The organism is Cyclobacterium xiamenense, from assembly GCF_042140265.1.
Lineage (GTDB): Bacteria > Bacteroidota > Bacteroidia > Cytophagales > Cyclobacteriaceae > Cyclobacterium > Cyclobacterium xiamenense_A.
Genome location: NZ_CP159481.1, coordinates 1,900,676 through 1,922,049, shown reverse-complemented (window position 1 = coordinate 1,922,049; position 21,374 = coordinate 1,900,676). Strand labels below are relative to the sequence as shown.

Genomic DNA, 21,374 nt, shown 5'->3' with positions numbered 1-21,374 from the left:
GTCCCATCATCCCGAGGCCAAGCCCTGGCTGACTATCTCTGCCTGGTTTTTTTAGGTTTGTATCTCATGTCGGGTAAATGCCGGGTAAAATCCTTGGAGGCTTCGGGTCAGAAACGGATACTTTTTCGGAAATTGCCCGGGGTAAACAAGCAGAAATCACCATGAAGCAACCGTCACTCGGAAACAAAATAGCCGAACTGAGGAAAGCAAAAGGACTGACTCAGGAAGAACTGGTCCAACGCTGTAACTTAAATGTGCGCACCTTGCAACGCATTGAGGCAGGAGAAGTACAACCCCGCCCCCATACTGTCAAAACCCTTTTTGAGGCATTGGAGCACCCCTGGGAAGCAATTGCTGCGTCCCCGCCACCTCCTCCTCTTCATCCCCTGTATTTCTACCTCTCTCTGGCTGCAGGCATTGTCTATTTCTTCCTGGTGTATTTCGAAATAAGCATGGAACTTGAGTGGATGGAAACGGGAGAAATGGCAATTTCCTACCCCCTGGCACTGGTAAAACTTTTCACCTGGCTAACCTACACGGGATTTCTCCTGGGCTGGCTAGTCCTTGAAAAGCAGTTTCCAAATGCCGTTTTGCGCATTTCCTTATGGGTTATGCTGGGTAGTAACCTGACCTGGTATTCTCTGGATTTTTTCGCGATTTTTTCCCAAGACCTGCGGATGGAATCCTATTACCTGGTAAAAATTATGACATTTGGGTTTGCGTACGCCTTCTTAGGAGCGGGATATTTGGTACAAACTTCCCCCTGGGAAAACCTGTCGAAGGTAGTCGGCGCGTTGGGACTGGTTGCCGGAGTTTTGATTTTTTCGGGTATCGGTGTGATTTTGGGACTGATCCCACTCACTTTATTTGAGTTGGGTCAGCTTGCACTGCTGGTTTGGGCAGTCAAAGGCTCGCAAATTTACCCCCATTCCCCCTCCGCAGCTGCCCCTTGAGAAAACCGAGGACAACCATCGCCGGAAGTCTGATCCAGCCGGCGTGCACCGCTGCCAGCTGTTTTATGTAACAGAACGAAGAGTAAAACACGATCGCACCGGCTTCTTTTCTCTTTTTTGAACCGGAGGGAGCGGAATGGTGCCCGCCGCAATGTATCGTGCGGCCCCATGCTTCGGCAATATCCCGGAAAATAGCCTGGAATTGCGGGAAAATTCAATTTTTATTCCTTCTTTAGAGGGATTTCCCTGGCTTCCTGGTGGGAACTTTGATCGACAGCTGTGAATGCCGACAGCTAATCGGGTGTGGCTGGTTGGCTGACCGAATCGATCGGAATCACGGAACCAACAAAAGGACCATCCCATCTGCAGCCATCTGAATTAAACGAATACAGCCCTATGCCTGTCACATCATCCAAATGCTTCCGCTGTCTGCCTTTACCCTTCCTTACTATTTTGGCAGGGGTGTTGGTTTCCACCATTTTGCCCACGCGGGCCCGCCAATCCGAAGAAGCGCCCCGACCCAATATCGTATTTATCATGGCCGATGATTTGGGCTACGGGGATACCGGCCCGTACGGTCAGGAGCACATTCAAACACCCCATATCAACGCACTTGCAGCAGAGGGGATTCGTTTCACCCAGGCTTATGCCGGAGGACCGGTCTGTACTTCCTCCAGAAGCGTATTGATGACAGGCTTGCATAACGGCCATACCGTCGCCAGAGACAACGTCCCGCATTATTCGACCTACCTGCGTTCCGGGGATGTCACCCTGGCGCAGGTACTTAAAGACGCCGGCTATCGGACAGGGGGTGTGGGCAAGTGGTCTTTGGGCGATGCGCGCACCGAGGGACGGGCAACGGCCATGGGATTTGATACATGGACCGGATACCTGAATCAAGACCATGCCCACTATTATTACCCAACCTATCTGGACCACGACGAGGGTAAAATCCAGCTTCCGGACAACCCTATTCTTAGAAATCACTACAGCCATGATGTCCTGACCAATGCCGCCCTTAATTTTATTCGGCAGGCAGCGGACAAACCCTTCTTTTTATACGCAGCCTATACCTTACCGCATTTCTCGGCAAAGGAAGAAGACGTGCACGGATTGACTGTTCCCAGTACCGGCCCTTACACAGAAAAGGACTGGCCGGAACGGGCAAAAAAATACGCTGCCATGGTTCACCGGCTGGACAGCGACCTTGGTAAAATCATTGCCCTTCTAGAGGAGCTGGGAATCCGGGAAAACACCCTGGTTATTTTCACTTCCGACAACGGGGGACACAGTGCTACCTGGAAAGGGTTTGCCACCAATGGCATACTGAGGGGTTATAAGCGTGACCTGTACGAAGGAGGAGTCAGAGTCCCCTTTATCGCTTCCTGGCCCGACAGAATTCCCGCCGGGATGGAATCAACCGAGGTTCTGGCATTTCAAGACCTGCTTCCCACCTTTGCGGCCCTGGCGGGTACAACCCCACCACAGAATCTGGACGGAATATCCCAGGTCGAGGCACTGAAGGGCAATCGGGTTCCCCGGAGAGAACGGGTATTGTATTGGGATTTCGGCCATGCCCGCGAGCGATACGACCAAGCCGTCCGATTGGATGATTGGAAAGGCATTCGGAGGGGGAAAAACCAACCGATTGAACTCTACAACTTGGCAGCCGACCCCGGGGAGTCAATCAACTTGGCGGAGAAACATCCGAAGGTGGTGGATAAAATCGCAGGGCTTATGGAATCGGAAGTAACTCCTTCGCCACGGTATCCGGTAGGGGAAAGGTACCGGGGAGATCCCATCTGGAAAAAGGACTGGTAGGCCCGCAGGCCCCTTTTATTCTCCTGCCTATTCCTGACTTTGCGCTCGCATGACTTCCGATACCGAAAGGGATTTATTGTAGATTTTCACCTGCCTAACCGGGCCGGAATTGATTGTCCAACGCTCGGGTAAGTAGATGGCTCCCAGGTCCGGTTCGTACCGGGTCCATCCGTATTGGCGGCTTTCTCCACCGTCTCCCAACACACCGTCCAGCAGAACCTGAATAACCTTGGGCCCGTTGTCGACAAGAAAGGAGAGACGATGAGGCGTACCTATCGTTAATTTACCCGGATCGGAAGTCCAACTGCTCTTCTTTTCCCCAGCCATCAGGCTAAGCCGCACCTGTCGGTAGCCGGCCGTTTCTACGAGGATACCGTCTCCGTTCTCCTCCCGCATATCCAGCAGCACCTGCCCGGGATTAAGGGAGGAAAACATCAGATCCATCTCAAGGGTAAAACCTCCAACCGTATTCCCGGCATCCACCAGAGGACGCCTCCGAAAGGAGTCATTGACTTCCAGTTGAACCATGCCTTGCCCGGAATGGATCTGCTTCGTAAAATCCGGTATCGGCGCAGGCAATTCCGCAGCAGCCGCAGGCTCAAGTTGAGACCAGAGTCCTTCCAGTAACGCTTCCTCTACGGGTATCAATTTGCCGCTTGCCTTATTGGTGGTAGTGACCCAATACTTCCCCTCCTGTTCGATCAGGTCCGGATAACTGTACCGCCCCGTTTCGTAGGATAGGTCTGTCCCATAAATAAAAATCTCGGGTTGAGACCAGTGTATCCTTCCGTCTTTTTCTATGCCTCCTGCGATCCAGGCGGGGTTGCGGTCCGAAAAATCGTCGCCGCTGTGGTGGTGGTACCAAAGCAGGTACTTGCCGTTGCCGCACTTCCAGATTCTGGGGCAGGCGCGGGGATTTTTAATTTTTCTGCCATCGGCATAACGGGCTATCTGCGGCAGCGACCAACTTTTGCCACCGTCCCGGCTGTAGGCGTCCACAGCATAACCCGTACGTGTCCGGTACATGCTGTACAGGTCTCCGTTGTTCAAGGGCACGACATTTTGCTCTTCCTGAACCGAACCAAAGGCGGGATTTCGAAGGCCCTCTTCTCCTTCCGGGAGCAGTTTCCAGTGCACCTTCTCTACCTCCCTTTCGGTCGCAATGTTATCGCTCCAAACGAACCACCCCTCTCCCTTGTCAAGCATGTATTTTCCCAATTTGGTGAACGCAAACAGCATACCGCCTGCATAGGAAATGGGTTTACCGATTCCCCACATGATTTGCACCTCACCCCTCCAATCGTTGCCACGATCCACGCTGGTTTTTCGTATCGGTAACCGATACCTTTTTGACCAGGTTTTCCCACCGTCATCGGAATACTTGTAGCAGTACCAACCCAACATGTCGTTGCGGATGGGATTTCCGTTGAGTGTGGTTACCTCCTCGCCGTTGTAGATATAAAAGGCATACACACGTCCGTAATCCGTTTGGTAAGGCATTACCCAAGAGGCTGCCGGGCCCGAAGCTGGCTCAATGGCGACAGGTTCCGACCAGCTAGCTCCCTGATTGACTGAACGGGAAGCGACCACGTGCTGCCCCATTTCTCCTTCGTGCATGCTCCCGGTAGTGAACACACACAACCAGGTTTTATCCGGCAGTACCACCACGTAGGGCTGGTCGATGTACCCATTCTCGTAAATGGGCGTTCCGTTGGCAAAATTTCGCCAATCGCTCTTCTGCGCACAGGCAGGGCCAGTCAAAAAGAGGAAAGGGAAAAAAAAGAGGGTGCCCAAAACGGCGGTCAGCGTTTGCATGATTGGAAAGGAGAAGAGGTTAACCCGGATTGTGCATTCGCATTCGTGGCTGCTCTTCCCGAATATCGGGAAGGACTTGTGACGCAAGAAAATCAGTCAGGTTGGAGCCTGAGGCGTAGCGCCCCTGGAGTAACGCTACAAGCGGAGCGAAGCGGCTGATTGTAAAGCATTTTAAGTACGCGCTAGAAATTCCAATACATGGACCGGGTATAATTGACTTTTGACAGATAAAAGTAAAATTTTCTCCGGAAATCCCAGGTATCCCGGTTTCATTTTTTCCCCATGTTTTTGCCATCTCTTCTGCAGACGGGCAGAATACGTTCGTTCGCAGCAGCCATGGGATCTGATCGGGCTTTTTTATCTGAGGGCGAATGACCCGCACGAGCTAGTAAATGCTTCCGGCTCCTTCGGATGACCGCACCGCCTCGAACGAGGTTCAGGTCTACAACCCCTCTGCGTTAACGCCAGGATCCCAACTTACTGGCTTAAAATCGATAGGTACCTATTCGCCCCATTGGAAACTGTATATAAAAACATAGGTCCCGGACAATGTCTGGGACCTATGCGCTTTCGATCAAAAATTAATCTTAAACCCTACAAAAAGACGTTAATTCCGAAATATTTTCGGAATGCTTTCCCGCACCGATAGCTTGGAAAGAAATTTCTTTACTTTACGATTTTTATTCGCTTTTTCATGGTCTCGCTCATCCAGAGAGCCGCTGAGTATATAAACTTCTGACTCCTGATCTGTCGGAGTGAACTGCTCCAGAAAATCCCAACCGTTCATATGGGGCATAACCAGATCCAGAAACAAGTACCGGGGCTGAATCTCCCGTACCCTATGCAACGCTTCGGCTGCGGAATCGAACGTATGAATGCGACAGGGACCTTGCACATTTTTACGTATAAACCTTTCCGTAACAAACGTACTCACTTTGTCGTCATCAACCAAAACAATATCCACCATTGAACTACATTTATTACTCTTCAAAAAACATATTCCTTATTGCAAACATAAGACAAAAAAACATACTTCGCAAGCGGATAACTTTTTTTATCAATTTTTTTGCTTTTCAAATCATGTTTAATGCAGTTAAAAAATAGACAGGGGTGTAGGGTTACCTGTGGAGTAAGCAACCCATTCGTTTAGAAATTTAGATTTTGACTGACTAGTTTCTTCAGGTATTCGCCGTAGCCGCTTTTGCCCAGTTTTTCGGCGGATTTTATCAACTCTTCCTGGTTGATAAACCCGTTACGGAAGGCGATTTCTTCGATGCATCCGATTTTCAATCCTTGCCGTTCTTCGATCACTTCAACAAATTGCGCCGCCTGAAGTAGCGACTGGTGGGTACCGGTGTCCAGCCAGGCCGTACCGCGATTCAATATCCCAACATTTAACTTGTCTTTTTTAAGGTAGGCGTTGTTGATATCGGTTATTTCCAGTTCTCCCCTGCTGCTGGGAAGGATGTTTTTTGCAATCTCTACCACCTCATTGTCGTAAAAATACAATCCCGGAACGGCGAAGTTGGACTTTGGTGCGCTTGGTTTTTCCTCGATACTCAACACTTTGTACTGGCTGTCAAATTCAACCACACCGTATCGCTGTGGATCGTTCACATGGTAAGCAAACACCACGCCTCCATCCGGATCGGTATGGTTTTTCAGCGTACTGTACAATCCGGTGCCATAAAATATATTGTCTCCCAGAATCAGCGCTACTTTATCCTGGCCAATAAATTTTTCACCAATAATAAATGCCTGGGCCAAACCCTCCGGCTTTGGCTGAATCGCAAACTGGAATTCGCAACCCACCTGACTGCCGTCGCCCAGCAGTTTACGGAATGCCTGGTGATCCTCGGGGGTGGTGATAATTAAAATTTCCCGGATACCGGCCATCATCAATACCGAGAGCGGATAATATATCATGGGTTTGTCGTAAACCGGCATGAGCTGTTTGCTTACGGCAATGGTCAAGGGATAGAGGCGGGTGCCTGAACCCCCGGCTAAAATAATACCTTTCATAAAAACAATACGTTAGTCAAAATACATACAGAGACAGCCCGGGGGCAAAACAAAAATAACGCAAGACCACAAACAAGAGAAAACCGAAACGAACTTGCCGGTAGCCTACACTAAAATTTACATGCAACTAAAATAGGTAATAATTCTTATCTGTTGAAATTTTCTTGCCAATTACATGATTTTTTTGGAGCTAAGATTCAACTTCTCCGCAAGAAATGATACTTTTAACCGTTAGTAGATGAACCAAACCGATACCTAGGCCTGCCATGAAAAAAACACTAGCCGTAGCTCCGCTGCTACTACTTGTCTGCCTGCTGCATCCCTTGAGTGGATCCGGTCAAAACTTTTACAAAGAGAAAATATCCAGAGACCACTATTTCCAGGCGGGCCTGGGAGTTGGGGCCATGTATGCAGACAATTCCGGTAGGATTCGCGGATTAGACGTTAAAATTGGACCTGCTGCTTCGGTTACATACGGCCGAAAAATCCAGCCACAGCTCGACCTGCGAGGTTACCTGGGTTTTCAGCGTTCGAAAAGTCAGGATTTGGACTATTTCACGCCCCAGGTCATTGACACCTGGGAGGCCGGGGGGCAAGCAATTGGAAGCAAAAATAACATGATTTTTTTGGATCTGATGCCTACGCTTCAGCTATTTGGCTCTGAAAACCATACCCGAAGAAAACGGTTCAACCTGTACCTGGGAACCGGGATCGGTCTGCTGCTTAATCTAAGTGAGGAGACCCGAATCGAAGGTACTGGTAACACAAGCAGCAACCACACGCGGATTGTTGGCTACCTTCCCGTGCGCGGCGGCCTTAGCTATAAATTGGACCTGTATACCGATATCGCGTTTGAAGGAACTGCCCTGGTCTCGTTTTCGGATCAGCTTGATGGAAACGAAGGCTTTAACCGATTTAACGATTATCCCGTTTCCGGACAACTTATCTTCAGGCGGTACATCAACCCCATTAAGGGCGTCAACTAAACCGGACAATCCAGTTCCGGGAACTTTTATCAGCGGAAAAACCTTTTTGCATGTATATACATGTAAATTCATCCGACTATGACTGCAACACTAAAAGCAATTCATCCGCTAGGGTTTCATTGGCAAACACAGGATCCCTTTCTATTCTGTGCCCATCATCAGGACGCTTACCCCGAAGGAAAGCCCGACCTATCCCCCGTCTCCGGTCTAAGCGGCAGGCAAATCGGACAGGATTTTTCGGGCAAAGACGGGTGGAGCATGTACCACGGAAGTAAAGTACCGGGTTTTCCCGCCCATCCTCACAAAGGCTTTGAGACCGTCACCATCGTGGAAAAAGGATTGGTTGACCACTCCGATTCGCTGGGCGCAGCCGGTAGGTTTGGAAATGGAGATGTGCAGTGGATGACGGCAGGTAGAGGAGTCATGCATTCGGAGATGTTTCCCCTGCTCGAAGAAAAAAAGAAGAACGAATTGCACCTCTTCCAAATCTGGCTCAATCTCCCACAGGCAAAGAAGCAGGTCCCGGCGCATTTCAAAATGATGTGGAAAGAAGATATCCCGGTCACGACCCTGAGCGATGCAGACGGAAAGCAAAGTCAGTTTAAATTGATTGCAGGAGACCTGGGCGAACTGCAGGCTCTCGAAGCAGCGCCCGATTCCTACGCTGCCAAACCTGAAAACGAAGTGGCCATTTGGTTGATCAATGCCGAAGCTGGAGCCGTATTTACCCTGCCTGCCGTTGGGGAAGGTACCAATAGAAGTTTGTTCTTTTATGCGGGAGACCGTATCGAAATAGCCGGGACACCCGTTTCCGCGAAGCACTCGGTAGATTTGGAGGGGCAGTCCTCCATCTCGGTTAAAAATGGCGCAAAGCCGGGACACTTCCTCTACTTGCAAGGAAAACCCATACGGGAAAAAGTGGTTCAGCACGGCCCGTTTGTCATGAATAGCAATCAGGAAATTCAGGATGCCGTTTACGAGTTTCAGCGCACCCAATTCGGGGGTTGGCCCTGGTCCAGCCACGAACATACTCACCCCCGCGAACGGGGTCGTTTTGCTATCCATGCGGACGGGCGCGAAGAAATCAAATAATAGTGGCAAAAACCGGCGGAAAACCTCGCCGATTTTTTATAAGGTGCCGGGTTTGTTCCAACATGCATCCTTGCTCTCAGCACTTTTATGGGCCTGTGATGGTACCGCACTACCCCCCTCCAAGTGTCTTTCCTATGCTTTTTCAAAATTGGGTAAGAATCGATCCTTTCACGTTGACCCACTTGCTCTTCGCCTCCGCTATGCGTCGTGGGAAACCTGTCCCGGTATTTTTATCGGATACACTGCCTGGTCCGAGCCTGCATTGGTCGGCCAGTACCTACCGGGTACCAAGGAGAGGAGGTTCGGTTCCGCATCCGGTAGCGGGCGATAATTACCCGGCCATTCGTTCGATGGAGCCAGTCTCCCGGGTAAGCTCACGGAATACAACCCGCAGGTTGTTCGCTTTGGCTACTGTAATTATGTCGTTACGATAGCTGCACCCTAGCTACCGTTCCTTGAAAAGGCGGGTTCCAGGTAGGGGGCTATCAGGACAGGTGCCAAGACCGCTGCGTAAATTGCCGGCACTTCCTTTCGCCAAACCCTGGCTTCCTGAACGTGTACGCCTATAAATTTTGCGGGGCCGCCCACGCAGGCGCAGGCAGTTTGCATCCACCTGCCAAGGGCGGGAATCGTATTTTTTTGTTTTTTCAGGTACATGGCTGTAAATCTAACCTGCCGAAATGTTTACCGCTACGAAGGGGGTAAAGCCGATTGCTTCCACTCGCTGCAGGATTCCCGAAACACAATTATCTGTATCCGGTGCGAAGGAATACCATTGATGTCCAAACCGTTATTTTTGTATCAGTCGCCGCCATCCCATAGATACCCGCGCTGCCGAGCGGACCAGGCTGCCCCAACCTTTAAGAAAACCGCTACGCTAAGGGCTAGTTTCTAGGAAAATTTGCTTGTTTACGTACAATTATCGAGGTTTAGCAATAGATAAGAAGAAAGCCAGGAAGATTTTTGGTTTTATGGAATGATTCGGTTTGTTTTCGTATTTTCGTATTGGCGAAGAACGTATTCAGGCTAATTTTTGCTAACTTGATTTGCCGAAATTAATTTTTGTTGGAACATAAAGGTATTTGAATGGAAATATTAGGATTGGATATAGGAGGATCCGGAATCAAAGCAGCCCCGGTAAACATCGAAACAGGGGAGTTGACAGCAGAGCGGTTCAGGGTTCCTACACCCATACCTACGAAACCAGAAAGCGTTGCGGAAGCCGTCCAAACCCTGGTCAATCATTTTGCATGGAAAGGCCCCATTGGTTGTGGGTTCCCCACGGTAGTAGCCAATGGCCGATGCATGACCAAGAGCAATATTCACAAAAGCTGGGTGGGTGTTCCGGTCGATGAATTACTCGCCGAGAAAACAGGCCTACCAGTAGTGGTGATAAACGATGCCGACGCGGCAGGCCTGGCAGAAATGACCTTTGGTGCGGGCAAAGGCCAAATGGGGTTGGTGGTTACCGTTACCATTGGTACAGGACTGGGTACCGGAGTTTTTTACAACGGACAACTGATCCCAAACTTCGAATTGGGACGCATCTATTACAAGAATGGGGAAATCATCGAGTATTTTGCTGCCGATTCGGCAAGAAAAAAAGAAAACCTCAGCTACAAAGCCTGGGGAAAACGCTTTAATAAATTCCTGAAACATACCGTAAGAATCATTTCTCCCGACTTGTTTATTTTGGGCGGAGGAGCGAGCAAAAAGCTGGATAAATTCGAAAATGAAATCACCGTAGAGGTTCCGGTTATCGCCGCCGAGAATAAAAACGAGGCAGGCATCATCGGAGCGGCCGTGGCGGCCCATCTGAAATTAAACGCTTAACCGACGATGAAAAGCTTTTGCTGCCTTTTGTTGCTGATGGTGCTATCCGGTGGGATAGTGCGTAGCTATGCCCAGGAACCTGAGATCATGACCGTTCGAGGTCCACTGCCTGCTGCACAAATGGGTAGCAGTCTGATTCACGAGCATTTGCTGGTCGACTTTATCGGTGCAGAGGAAATTACCCCTTCTCGCTGGGACCGAAAGGTGGTCGCCCAGCGGGTTCTTCCATTTGTGGAAGCCTTGCCGGCAATGTCTATCCAAACCTTGGTTTCCTGCACCCCGGCTTATCTGGGACGAGATCCCGAATTACTCCTCGAACTCTCTGAGCGCACCGGGGTGCATGTCCTCACCAATACTGGATACTACGGTGCGGTAGACAACAAGTATTTGCCTGCCCACGCCTTTTCATCCTCCGCCGAGACGCTTGCCGCTATCTGGACCGACGAGTGGACATACGGGATAGGAAAAACGGGCATTCGACCCGGATTTATTAAAATCGGCGTGAACAGTGGATCCCTCTCGGACCTGCATCAAAAATTGATTACCGCGGCAGGAATAACCCATCGGCAAACAGGCTTAACAATCGCTTCCCACACGGGTCCTTACCTACCCGCAAAACAGCAGGTGGATCTATTGAAAGCAATTGGGGTACACCCCAGCGCATTTATATGGGTACATGCGCAAAACGAACCCCTCCTGGAAAACTATTCCCTACTTGCCGAGGAAGGCGTATGGATTAGCCTGGATGGCATTCGACCTTCCAATCTGGAAGACTACCTGAAAAGACTACGCTATTTAAAAGAGCAAGGTTGGCTACCGCAGGTGTTGATTTCCCACGATGCCGGCTGGTACCGACCGGGTGAACCCGACGGAGGCGAGTTTCGGGATTTTTCAACCATCAGCGAATTATTCCTACCCCTGCTTTTGGAGAACGGATTTACACAAGATGAAGTTGATCTGCTACTTGTAAAAAACCCGGCCCGGGCTTTTTCCATTGAGAAGCGGCTGCTTCGCGAAGAATGAACAGATTAGCAAACGTAGAAAACCCAATAAAAAAGGTATGGATTTGAATGAACTGAAATATGGTCCAGGTTTCACAATGATGAAAATGCCATTGTACGGATGTGTGCTTTTGTGGATGCAACCCTATGTCGAAGAAATGTCCGAGGATGAATTTTTTCACTTTATTGGCACCATCAAACGAGATGGGCTGACGCCTGAACAAAAGGAATCCATAAGAGAACGACGAAAATCGCATCCGAACGCCATGCCGCCGGAATTTGGTGCCTATTTGAACATTACCCTGGACTGCATCTTCCAGGAAAACATGGGAAAACTGAAACGACTGGGGTACACCCTGAACCCCGATCAGATTTCCATCGATTAAGCTGAATGGCAAGCTAGTTGCCGATGTATCCTGGGGGAGCAATTGCTGCCTATCGGAGCGGTCGTTCCGAGAAACAACGCGGAATCTTCGTTTTGTTGAGAAGACGCTGGGACCGGAGAAGCTGAAAAGGAATGGCCGGATTTGACATTTATTCACTGGTTTCGAAAAACCGATACCTATTTGCAACAACACATAAAACCCAATGTATCATGAAAATCAAAATCACACTATGCGCCGCACTGATGGCCCTAATGTTTGTTCACCTGGCAGCAGCACAAGATGTTGCCATGAAATCCATCTTTAACGGAAAAAGCTTGAAAGGTTGGACGGTACAACCGGAAGACAATATTTGGTGGAAAGTGGACGAAGGAACGATTTACGTGGAAAATGATCCCACCAAAACCGGCTCTACCCTGTGGACAAAAAAAGAATACGGGGATTTCGTAGTTCAAATGGACTTCCTGATGGGAAAGGGAGTAGTCGATTCCGGTATTTTCCTTCGCTCGGAAAAGGACCAGATACAGATCGGAATTTCCGGATCTCTCAAGCGAGACATGACGGGATCTCCCTATATTCCAGGAAAATCCTATCCGGTAGAAGCAAAAGGAGTAGCGAATCTTCTCAAAATGGACGAATGGAATACCATGAAAGTCAAGCTGGTCGGGGAAACCTACACCGTATGGCTCAATGACAAGGAAGTGATGACTTATACTTCCGAAAACATGCCTGAAAAAGGCCCTATTGGCTTGCAACTACACCCGAATAACGAAATGAGTATCCGGTTCAAAAACATACGGGTAGGGAAACTATAGGAAACAAAGGACGAGAGAAAAAGATATCAACGGAAACTATCAGCTTCTCAGGTGACATCCATCATGTTTTTTTAAAATACATTTTGTTTATTTTGAAATATTCTAGAAAAGCAATCGATGAGTCGCGTTCCCGTTTCTCATTTTCAGGATCGGTTTTCGCTGCTCATGGGTAGAAAAAAAGCCTGTAACCAAAAAAACAATCGCCATGAAACGAATCATTGTTCCCGTTGATTTTTCTCCCTACAGTGAAAATGCCTTTCTAACGGCATCGAAAATAGCTACCCGGGGAGATGCCTCCATTACTTGTGTTAACGTCGTTACGTCTGATTTGGATTGGAAAAACCTATCCGAGTCGGAGAAATCAAAACATACCGAGATTCTCGATCTCGAAGCGGAGGCAAAAGATAAGTTGAAAGCCTTCATTGTGACCCACAAAGTAAAAAACACTCCCATTGAGGCGGTGGTAGAAGTGGGCGTGCCCGATCAGGTATTGGTGGATTTGGCCGAACGACAAAAAGCCGACCTGATTGTCATTGGTGCCTATGGCAAAGGCTACGAGTCTGGCAAATTCATCGGATCCACCACACAGAAAGTGATGCGGCAAGCCAATTGTCCCGTATTGGGCGTTAAAAAAGTCCTGGACGGTAGAGCCATGAAAAAAATGGTATTTGCCTCCCTGTTTAACGAGGCCAGCCGTCCTGCATTTACGCGCATGAAGCCCTTGATTAAAACGATCGGCGCATCGGTCTATTTCCTGTTCATCAATACACCGGACAAGTTTACCGACAGTGCCCGGGCAGAGTCTTTGATGCGGACCTACGCCTCCGGGCAGGAAGACCTGATCATCCATCGGCATATTTACAATCACGAGGAGGCGGAAAAAGGGATTGTCGCCTATGCTTCCGAGCAAAATGCCGGAATCATTGCAATCGCTTCCAATGTCAGAAAATCCAATTCCTCCTATCAGATCGGGGTTACCGATACCGTTTTGTTCAAATCGGATATTCCGGTATTGAGCGTGAAATTTGAATAAGGGTGAGAATGGCCGGGGATGGGTGTCCCATTCCCGGCCTTTTTTTTGATTTCAAAAACGGAACGTCCCTTGGAACTGTCTGGCCCGCTCCTACCTCCAACGCTTCTCTGCCCTGAACCCAGGATATTGATCGGTGGGATCAGTCGGTACCGGTAGCCAGCTTGTACAAATAAAGCCTGCTCGGTTCGGGCCAGGGTTTCTCCCGGGGTCGATCGCGGTTCCGGTTTAGGGTTTCCCATTTCAACACGTACCGAACGCCCTTTGCCGGTGACTGGCCGATATCCCCGGATGTACGTACCTCAAGGCCCGGGAAATTGCCCTCCACCGCCACTTGCTCATCAAAAGGCGGGGCCTTCTTCACCTCTCCAATGGTCTCAAAACGGTCATTCAACAAGATGGTACCGTGACCGTATTGAATGTGCCAGTAGTCCAACTCGTAAAAGCCGTCTGCCCGCTTCCGAAATCCCTTGATCCGCACTTCGCTATTGATACTGCCGTTACCGGAAAATTCCCACCGGTAATCCCAGTCGGTAATCTGTGTGTACACCCAGCCCTTCGCTTTCAATTGTGCGGTGTAAAACTGTAGATTGCCTTCGGTATCGTATTTATGGTAGGCAAAAACGGGGAGGTTTTGATCATCGAGTACCATGCGGGCAGCTAGATTAATGATGCCGCCTTTGACGGGAATGGGGTCCACTATCAGCGAGGTATTGTCAAGGGTGGCCGGCATGCGGATCGGCTCTCCAAAGGCATCGTACCAGTTTTTCAAATCCGGGCTCTTCATGTACGAAAGGTCGTGATTGGTGGAGCAGTCGGGTGTATCGCGCCAGACCCAGTACACGTGGTACCACCCGTCTTTCAGTAGCGTGGGCTGGCTCTGGTAGGCATTCATGGCTCCTTGCCCATCGGTCAGGGGGGTATCCAACAATCGGGTCCATTTTTTAGTGGTACAATCGTAGCGGTTGTAGATTTCGTTGCCATTGCCGCTGCCACCATCCCTGTAATGAAAGAGCAATTCGTTTTCCCGGGTGGTCATAAAATGTGGGTAGGTACACCGGCTTTCATTTTCGCCGATCATCTTCATGTGCTGCTCCAGTGTGGAAATATCGTGGGGCCTTGTGCTCCGAAAGTAGGTAAGCGGATGTACGTGCATGTTCCCGGAGAGGTGTATATACCCCTCTTTGTCAATACCCAGGGTGACCGAATTGTGGCTATCCCAGCCGAGCACAGTACTGGTGCCCCCGTGTGTTTCCCGGGAAGTTGCCGGCAGTACATGTAAGTCAAATTTCGGCTCATTGAGGTTACGCTGTCCCACCACCATGTTGCGCTGGGCATTGTAATAGGCGATGTATTGCCGGTCACCCTGGGTGAGCAGGCAAAACCCTACAGGGTGTCCTGCCCAAACCTCATCAATCAGCAGGGTCTGGACAATCGACTCCTGTGTATTGGTTTCATCGATCAGGAGGGGCCTCGACTTCGTTTGGCCAATTGAAGGGGATGAAATCACCCAAAAACAAAACAGCAACAAGAATACTTTCATACCGACCAATTTTACCTTTAAATATGCTGCCTGATTTTTAGAATTCAAAACGATTATTGGGTAAACGGTCGCTAGGCACCAAAATCCTCCTGGGGCAGCAGGAATAAAAACGCAACAGGACGCCTGTAATGGACAAATAGTTCCTCTTCTTACATCCGTCTTTTCCAGGGAACGATTCCTATTTTCTTGGCGGGGGTCTCTGATTGATTTTCCTGACAAAACCAACAGGGTTAACATACCACACATTTTGGATAAAATACCGTATCCTGAAGACTGGTTGTCATAATACATTTTTCAGTAACTTGACTTCGATTAGAAACTAGTATTATCCGGGACCATGATTACGTTCAATGTGATTGCTCATGAGTAGTGTTTTAAAAGTAATTTTAGGAATCATGACGGGAACGTTTGGGTTCTACTACCTCACGGACGTTTTCAGGAATAGAAAGCTATTTTCCGATAAAAGTTGGCCGGGACTCTTTGGAGCCGGATTTATAACAAATTTTTTCGACACCTTGGGAATTGGGAGTTTTGCACAACAGACGGCTATTTTCAAGTTTTTCAAGCTGGTCGATGACCGGTTGATTCCCGGTACAATGAATGTTGGAAACACATTCCCCACTGTTGCGCAGGCATTTATTTTCATGACAGTGGTTCAGGTGGACCCTTTAACGCTGGTATCCATGTCAACAGCCGCACCTCTGGGAGCATTGCTTGGTGCCGATCGTGTGTCGCGGATGTCCCGCCACAGAATCCAGATGGGGCTTGGTTTTGGTCTGCTTGCGGTGGCTCTAATCATGATTGCCGGTTTTTTGGAGGTGATGCCTGTGGGCGGCGAGGCCATTGGATTGAGGGGTTGGAAACTGGCCGTAATTGTTGGGATGAGCTTCGTTTTTGGCGCCTTGCAAACCGTCGGAGTCGGGTTTTATGCGCCCTGCATTGCTACGGTATACGCGCTCGGAATGCATCCGCTCACCGCCTTTCCAGTGATGATGACAGCAACTGCCTTATTAATGGTAGCAGGGGGTACACAATTTGTCAAAAAAGGAGCCTATGACAGGAAGGTTTCTTTTTCGCTTTCTATTGCCGGGATTTTGGGGGTATTTCTGGCAGCTTTTGTTGTCAAATCATTACCGCTTTTAGTTCTCAAATGGGTGGTTTTGTGTGTCATCCTCTATACCTGTGCGTGGATGTTTCTTTCTGCTGGCAGAAAAAAAACCGAGTTGAAAATTAAGGTGATTTAAATTCAATGAATCTGGGTAAAGCTTTCTCGATCATCCTTTATACGAGCCCCTGGTAATCATCACACCTTCCTGGATGCACTAACTGCGGATTTTGCGGAAAGCCTAATCAACTAAGCCATACACCTCTTCATTCACGAATCTAACAAACAAATGGGGGGCGCCTGAATGACTGCATGCGATTCATTTGTTCGAAAACGCTTATCAATTCATTTGTGGCTGCCTGGCCAACAAACATCTTTCGTAAATCAACCAGTTCCGGCTTTCGGCAACCTTACCCTTTACTACGTTACACGATGGACAAATTTATAGTAATATCTATTGTTTTGGTTCAATTATTTATGGGCGAAACACGTGCCGGGGAAGAAAATCGTCCCCCAAACATCGTGCTCATTGTGTGCGATGATTTAGGTTATGGAGACTTATCCGGTTATGGATCCGTCTGGAACCAAACGCCGGAAATTGACCAGCTGATGACAGAGGGCCTTCGATTTACCCAATTCTACGCGGGAGCACCTGTATGCACCCCTTCCCGAGCGGGACTGATGACTGGTTCCTACGCCCGTAGAGTAAACCTCGATTTGGACACAGATAACCGCTGGGTGCTATTTCCAAAATCCTCGAAGGGAATCAACCCGGAGGAAGTGATCTTACCAGAAATCCTTAAAGATGCCGGGTATGCTACCGCCATCGTTGGAAAATGGCACCTTGGGGATCAACCTGAATTTCTGCCAATGAACCACGGATTCGATTTTTGGTACGGTATGCCCTACTCCAACGACATGGGAGTCCGCGTAAACGATGCTCCCCTTCTTCCTTTGATGAGAAATAAAGATCTGGTAGAACGAATCACAGGCGGAGCAGCGAATCGGGAACACCAAGCCACTTTGACTCAGAAATATACCGAAGCAGCGGTAATGTGGATGCGTGAAAACAAAGAATATCCATTTTTTCTCTATCTCGCTCATACGATGCCCCATGTCCCCGTGGCAGCCAAGGAAGCTTTCTATCAGCAAACCAATCATCCCAACGAACATTATGGAGCAAGTGTGGCTGAAATCAGTTGGTCCACCGGAGAGATAATGCAGTACCTCAAAGAGACACACCTGGCTGAAAACACGTTGGTGATTTTCACTTCAGACAATGGGGGAGCACAGAGGTTTGGAGCGAGCAATGGTATATTACGGGGGAATAAGGGATTGGTCTACGAGGGAGGAATCCGTGTCCCTTTTATTGCCTGGTGGCCCGGTAAAATCCGCCCGGGCACCACCTGTCATGCGCAGGCATCTTTTTTAGATTTGTTACCGACCTTTGCTGCATTGACCCATGGAGAAGCGAAGGGGGAGATAAAAAGGGATGGGACCGATATTTCATCCTATTTTTTTAATCCTGAAAAAGAGAGGGCACCGAGGCCATTTTTTTACTGGCACGCAGGATACCTAATGGCAGTGCGGTTCGGTGATTGGAAACTCAATCTATTAGCAGAATTTTCGGCTCGCGAGCGTGAAAATATCCTGAAGAGCACTTATAACATGACCGAATTTCCAGCAAATATTGAGCTGTACAACCTTAGAGAAGATCCGGCAGAACGTTTGGATCTATCCGACGAAAATCCTGAAATAGTAGCACGGTTGATTCGGATGGCCCAGGCTGAGAGAAAAGGACTGGGCCAGTATGAAGAGCTCGGGCCGGAAGTCCGAAAGACACTGTTCATAGAAAACCCCAAATACCTTTTCGACTAGTTTTGGAAGAATGTCTAACGGTTCATTTGATCGTTAAAAAAACTCGTAACCCAATCCGAAAACCCGGCGGCAGCTTAGCAGAAACCTACAAAAACAAATTGGATTCCGGCGACTTTGTAAACCCATGCGGTATGTTGGTTCATCCTCTCGCGAATAGGCTGTTCAACCGATATCCCTTCCCCGGTATTGCGGTTTGTCCTTCCACATGCCTGCGCGGGAATCTCCCGGCTAAAGCCAAAACGCCAGGTAGGCAACCAACTTTTCTCATCCCTTTTAGACAGACCATATCATCGCAGCTGCCTATTCGATTCCCCATACCGTTTGGATCCAACGACAATCCCCGGATCGGCGGCCCGGACGGATGGGGAATGCTAAGCCAGCCCTCCTTTCCTGCTTACTCTCAAACATTGCCAGCAGAAACTGCCGGGCCTTCTCTAAAAAAAAGCCAGCGAATGCGGCGCGTGCATGCCGAGGGGGCAAAGGCCCACTTGCCGTACATCAATCGGTGGATAGTGAGCGGACTTTAATGCTACGAAACGCGACCTCAAATCCTTCGTCCTGCAACGCGATGCGCCCACTTTTTTGCTCGCCCCAATCGGGTTTTCGGCGGCTGTTGTGTATCCCTTTCTCACGGTCCGCATACCACTTTTCCGTCCATAGTTGGTAGGTATTCACTTTTTCCCCGTTTAGCCAGTATTCCACCTGTCCATTATTAACGGTAAGGACTGATTCGTTCCACTCGCCAAATTTTGTGACCACCCTTTTGTTCGGCGCATAGAGGGCATACAGGGAGGCCGCTCCCTTGGCCGGGTCCCTGGCCAGGGGATTATGTTCGTTGTCCATGAGCTGCATTTCGATACCGGTTTCCCACACCTTCTGGTAGTTCTTTCCTTCGTTTACATGAAAAAAAACGCCGCTATTTCCTCCTTTTGAAATCTTCCATTCGAAAATTAGCTCGAAATCACGAAAGGGAAGATCCGAAACGATGTCACCGGTCGATCCATCGGCACGGAATTCACCCTCCATTACGGACCAGTTGGGCGTAATGGAGTCGAGGTTGTAGCCGGTCCATCCATGTGTCGATCTTCCATCAAAAAGCAATTGCCATCCTTCCTCCTTTTCCCAGAAGGACAGGGTATTGGACCTGGAATGCGAGGGTTTTCTCGGTCCGTAGTGCGGGACTTCTTTCCCAAACTCATAGGCACCCAGGTCGGGAGCTTCCCCGGTATAGTCGTCGTTGATTCCAGGCAGATGTACGCCCTGATCAATCACGGAGGCCCCCTCCTTGAGCGTGAAGTCGAAGTCTTCTGCCGTATAAATGGGATAGGCATTACCCAGAGCCTTGTTTTGCGCATTGAATGCTTTAAACCGTGGAGCTGCCGCGTTCTTGAAAATATCGTAATCCACTACCATACCGTGACGCTCCTGCCCGGTCATTTGCTGAAAGGCTTCCAAGCTTTGGTACCGTTCGGCGGTATTTTCTCCGGAATAATCGTATCGTTCGCCCGCCTTCGGTGCGGCATACCCTATAAAGGGATCCCGTTTCCGGTACCCATTGTAATCAAGAGAGGAATACCCTGTGTACGTGTACAGCCCCAAGGTGGGCAGATCCGCGTCGTCCGAAGGTAAAAACAGGTTATTTCTTGCATGTACGTTTGATCCCGGTTTATCATCCCGGGTAAAAATCCCCGAAGAAGTATTGTGGTACATCAGCATCCCTGAGGGAAACATTCCCCAAAACTTAAATGTGGAAGCATTGCCGCTGTTGTATACCACGTTTCGTATCCAATAGACCGGACCTCCCAACACAGGCTGGTTCGACAACGCCTGTTGTCCCGAATTGATGCCACGATTTCGAAACACACGAATATTGTGGTTGCCCCCGTCAGCTTCGATAAAATTATCGTTGTATAAAAAAAGGTCGTTGTTGTAAAAATCGATGGCAACCGCTTTCTTTTCAGGGTCTGTTTCGGGCCTGGCATGTGTACAAATATCAATCCCATCAAAAAAATAGGCGACGCTATTGTAGCAAACCGTATGGCCCTGCCCGTGAACTTTTACCGCGTAGTAGGACTTGATTCGCTGGGTCGATTTACCCTCTTCCAACTTGCTATGGTAAACGATATCCCGGTCTTCCCTACCGATAAAGGTATTATCGGCTATGTAAAAATGGCGAGAACCTTCGAATTGACCCTGAATGCCGATGCCGATATCCAGAAATGAGCAATGCTTCACAGTTAACCCCGAGCATCCGTAGGCATTCATCAAGCCGGCTCGTATGGCTACTTCCGTATTTTGAAAGGAAATGCCCTCGAAATAGTGATAGTCTGCAGCCGTAACATCAATCAATACCCCGCTCCCATTGCCGTCAAAAACAACTTCGCCATCTCCTGCCGCCTGGATAACGATCGGTCGCTCCGCCGTTCCGTCCTGGGTAAGAAAATAGGTCCCATCAAAAGTAAGCCCGTGGTAGTCCCGGTAATTTTTGTAGTCTGCCTTGTATTCTCCGGCATGAACGATGATTTTATCTCCGGCAACCACCGGATCCGTAGTAAGCACCCAGTCCGCATACCGGGGGTAACCGTAATAGGCGTGCAATAACCCATCGTAGGAGGGTTCGATGCGTTCTCCTGCCCAATCTTTTGGATACACGTGCCGGACTTCCCCTCCTTCGTATGCCAGGGGCTCCTTTCGCGTACGCACTTCCCGTACGATCTCTGATACTCCTTCTACCCCATCGGAGTCCGTTAGGACAAATTTGCACTCGTAAGCGGTATCCGGTGCGAGATCCAGGATACTACCAGCAAACATGTTCTCTGTGGTGTACTGCCATTCCGGGGTTCCCGCTTTTTCGTTGCCTATCCGTAAAAGTGGCAAGGCATTTTTCCATTCGCCTGCCCCTTTCTCCCGATACTGAACGGCTACTCTTGCGTTCCTATTCGCATCACCCGAAATATACCATTCGAAACCCAGACAGCGTAGCGTGGACGGTTCAACGATAAATTTTCCCGCGGAGGTACGGTCTTGCGCCTGAATTGTCAATGCGGGTACCAGTATGGCTAGAGACAACATCAATAGTCTGAGGTTAATCATCGTG

General features: G+C 49.2%; 16 protein-coding genes. 11 read left to right on the top strand and 5 right to left on the bottom strand.

The features are described 5' to 3' along the window. Positions 1–161 precede the first annotated feature (161 nt). Both ABWH99_RS08180 and ABWH99_RS08175 read left to right on the top strand, forming a co-directional pair. Positions 162–953 carry a helix-turn-helix domain-containing protein gene (locus tag ABWH99_RS08180; protein WP_375585796.1) on the top strand — a complete coding sequence of 264 codons (792 nt, stop codon included), beginning with the start codon at positions 162–164 and terminating at the stop codon, positions 951–953. Between the two features lie 396 nt (positions 954–1,349). Then, a complete protein-coding gene (locus ABWH99_RS08175; protein WP_375585795.1) occupies positions 1,350–2,774 on the top strand; it encodes an arylsulfatase in 1,425 nt (474 codons plus the stop codon). A 27-nt stretch (positions 2,775–2,801) separates the two neighbouring features. Here ABWH99_RS08175 and ABWH99_RS08170 read toward each other — a convergent pair whose 3' ends face one another. The 3 genes from ABWH99_RS08170 to rfbA form a co-directional block, all read right to left on the bottom strand. Next, positions 2,802–4,589 carry a sialidase family protein gene (locus tag ABWH99_RS08170; RefSeq protein ID WP_375585794.1) on the bottom strand — a complete coding sequence of 596 codons (1,788 nt, stop codon included), beginning with the start codon at positions 4,587–4,589 and terminating at the stop codon, positions 2,802–2,804. Positions 4,590–5,196: 607 nt separating this feature from the next. Continuing rightward, on the bottom strand, positions 5,197–5,556 hold the full coding sequence (locus ABWH99_RS08165; protein WP_375585793.1) for a response regulator: 360 nt from the start codon (positions 5,554–5,556) through the stop codon (positions 5,197–5,199). A 179-nt stretch (positions 5,557–5,735) separates the two neighbouring features. Further along, entirely contained in the window at positions 5,736–6,611 is an 876-nt protein-coding gene (rfbA, locus tag ABWH99_RS08160) for a glucose-1-phosphate thymidylyltransferase RfbA (protein ID WP_375585792.1), read from the bottom strand. Positions 6,612–6,877: 266 nt separating this feature from the next. Here rfbA and ABWH99_RS08155 point away from each other — a divergent pair, with 266 nt between their 5' ends. The 7 genes from ABWH99_RS08155 (at position 6,878) to ABWH99_RS08125 (ending at position 13,754) form a co-directional block, all read left to right on the top strand. After that, positions 6,878–7,597 carry a hypothetical protein gene (locus tag ABWH99_RS08155; protein ID WP_375585791.1) on the top strand — a complete coding sequence of 240 codons (720 nt, stop codon included), beginning with the start codon at positions 6,878–6,880 and terminating at the stop codon, positions 7,595–7,597. Between the two features lie 78 nt (positions 7,598–7,675). Continuing rightward, positions 7,676–8,689 (top strand): pirin family protein, encoded by a 1,014-nt coding sequence (locus ABWH99_RS08150; RefSeq protein ID WP_375585790.1) that lies wholly within the window; start codon positions 7,676–7,678, stop codon positions 8,687–8,689. 1,086 nt (positions 8,690–9,775) lie between these two features. Continuing rightward, the gene (gene ppgK / locus ABWH99_RS08145; RefSeq protein ID WP_375585789.1) at positions 9,776–10,522 is read left to right on the top strand and encodes a polyphosphate--glucose phosphotransferase; all 747 of its coding nucleotides are present in this window, start codon (positions 9,776–9,778) and stop codon (positions 10,520–10,522) included. Between the two features lie 6 nt (positions 10,523–10,528). Beyond that, positions 10,529–11,545 carry a phosphotriesterase gene (locus ABWH99_RS08140; RefSeq protein WP_375585788.1) on the top strand — a complete coding sequence of 339 codons (1,017 nt, stop codon included), beginning with the start codon at positions 10,529–10,531 and terminating at the stop codon, positions 11,543–11,545. 37 nt (positions 11,546–11,582) lie between these two features. Further along, positions 11,583–11,909: a hypothetical protein gene (locus ABWH99_RS08135; RefSeq protein WP_375585787.1), complete on the top strand. Its 327-nt coding sequence runs from the start codon at positions 11,583–11,585 to the stop codon at positions 11,907–11,909. A 209-nt stretch (positions 11,910–12,118) separates the two neighbouring features. After that, entirely contained in the window at positions 12,119–12,721 is a 603-nt protein-coding gene (locus ABWH99_RS08130) for a DUF1080 domain-containing protein (RefSeq protein WP_375585786.1), read from the top strand. Between the two features lie 205 nt (positions 12,722–12,926). Further along, positions 12,927–13,754 carry a universal stress protein gene (locus ABWH99_RS08125; RefSeq protein WP_375585785.1) on the top strand — a complete coding sequence of 276 codons (828 nt, stop codon included), beginning with the start codon at positions 12,927–12,929 and terminating at the stop codon, positions 13,752–13,754. Between the two features lie 139 nt (positions 13,755–13,893). Here the strand turns inward: ABWH99_RS08125 and ABWH99_RS08120 are convergent, their stop codons facing one another. After that, on the bottom strand, positions 13,894–15,294 hold the full coding sequence (locus tag ABWH99_RS08120; protein ID WP_375585784.1) for a BNR repeat-containing protein: 1,401 nt from the start codon (positions 15,292–15,294) through the stop codon (positions 13,894–13,896). A 362-nt stretch (positions 15,295–15,656) separates the two neighbouring features. Here ABWH99_RS08120 and ABWH99_RS08115 point away from each other — a divergent pair, with 362 nt between their 5' ends. Both ABWH99_RS08115 and ABWH99_RS08110 read left to right on the top strand, forming a co-directional pair. After that, the gene (locus ABWH99_RS08115) at positions 15,657–16,538 is read left to right on the top strand and encodes a TSUP family transporter (RefSeq protein ID WP_375585783.1); all 882 of its coding nucleotides are present in this window, start codon (positions 15,657–15,659) and stop codon (positions 16,536–16,538) included. A gap of 293 nt (positions 16,539–16,831) precedes the next feature. Next, positions 16,832–18,277 carry a sulfatase gene (locus ABWH99_RS08110; protein WP_375585782.1) on the top strand — a complete coding sequence of 482 codons (1,446 nt, stop codon included), beginning with the start codon at positions 16,832–16,834 and terminating at the stop codon, positions 18,275–18,277. Positions 18,278–18,775: 498 nt separating this feature from the next. On the opposite strand, the gene ABWH99_RS08105 is transcribed toward ABWH99_RS08110, so the two are convergent. Then, a complete protein-coding gene (locus tag ABWH99_RS08105) occupies positions 18,776–21,370 on the bottom strand; it encodes a family 16 glycoside hydrolase (RefSeq protein ID WP_375585781.1) in 2,595 nt (864 codons plus the stop codon). Positions 21,371–21,374 lie beyond the last annotated feature (4 nt).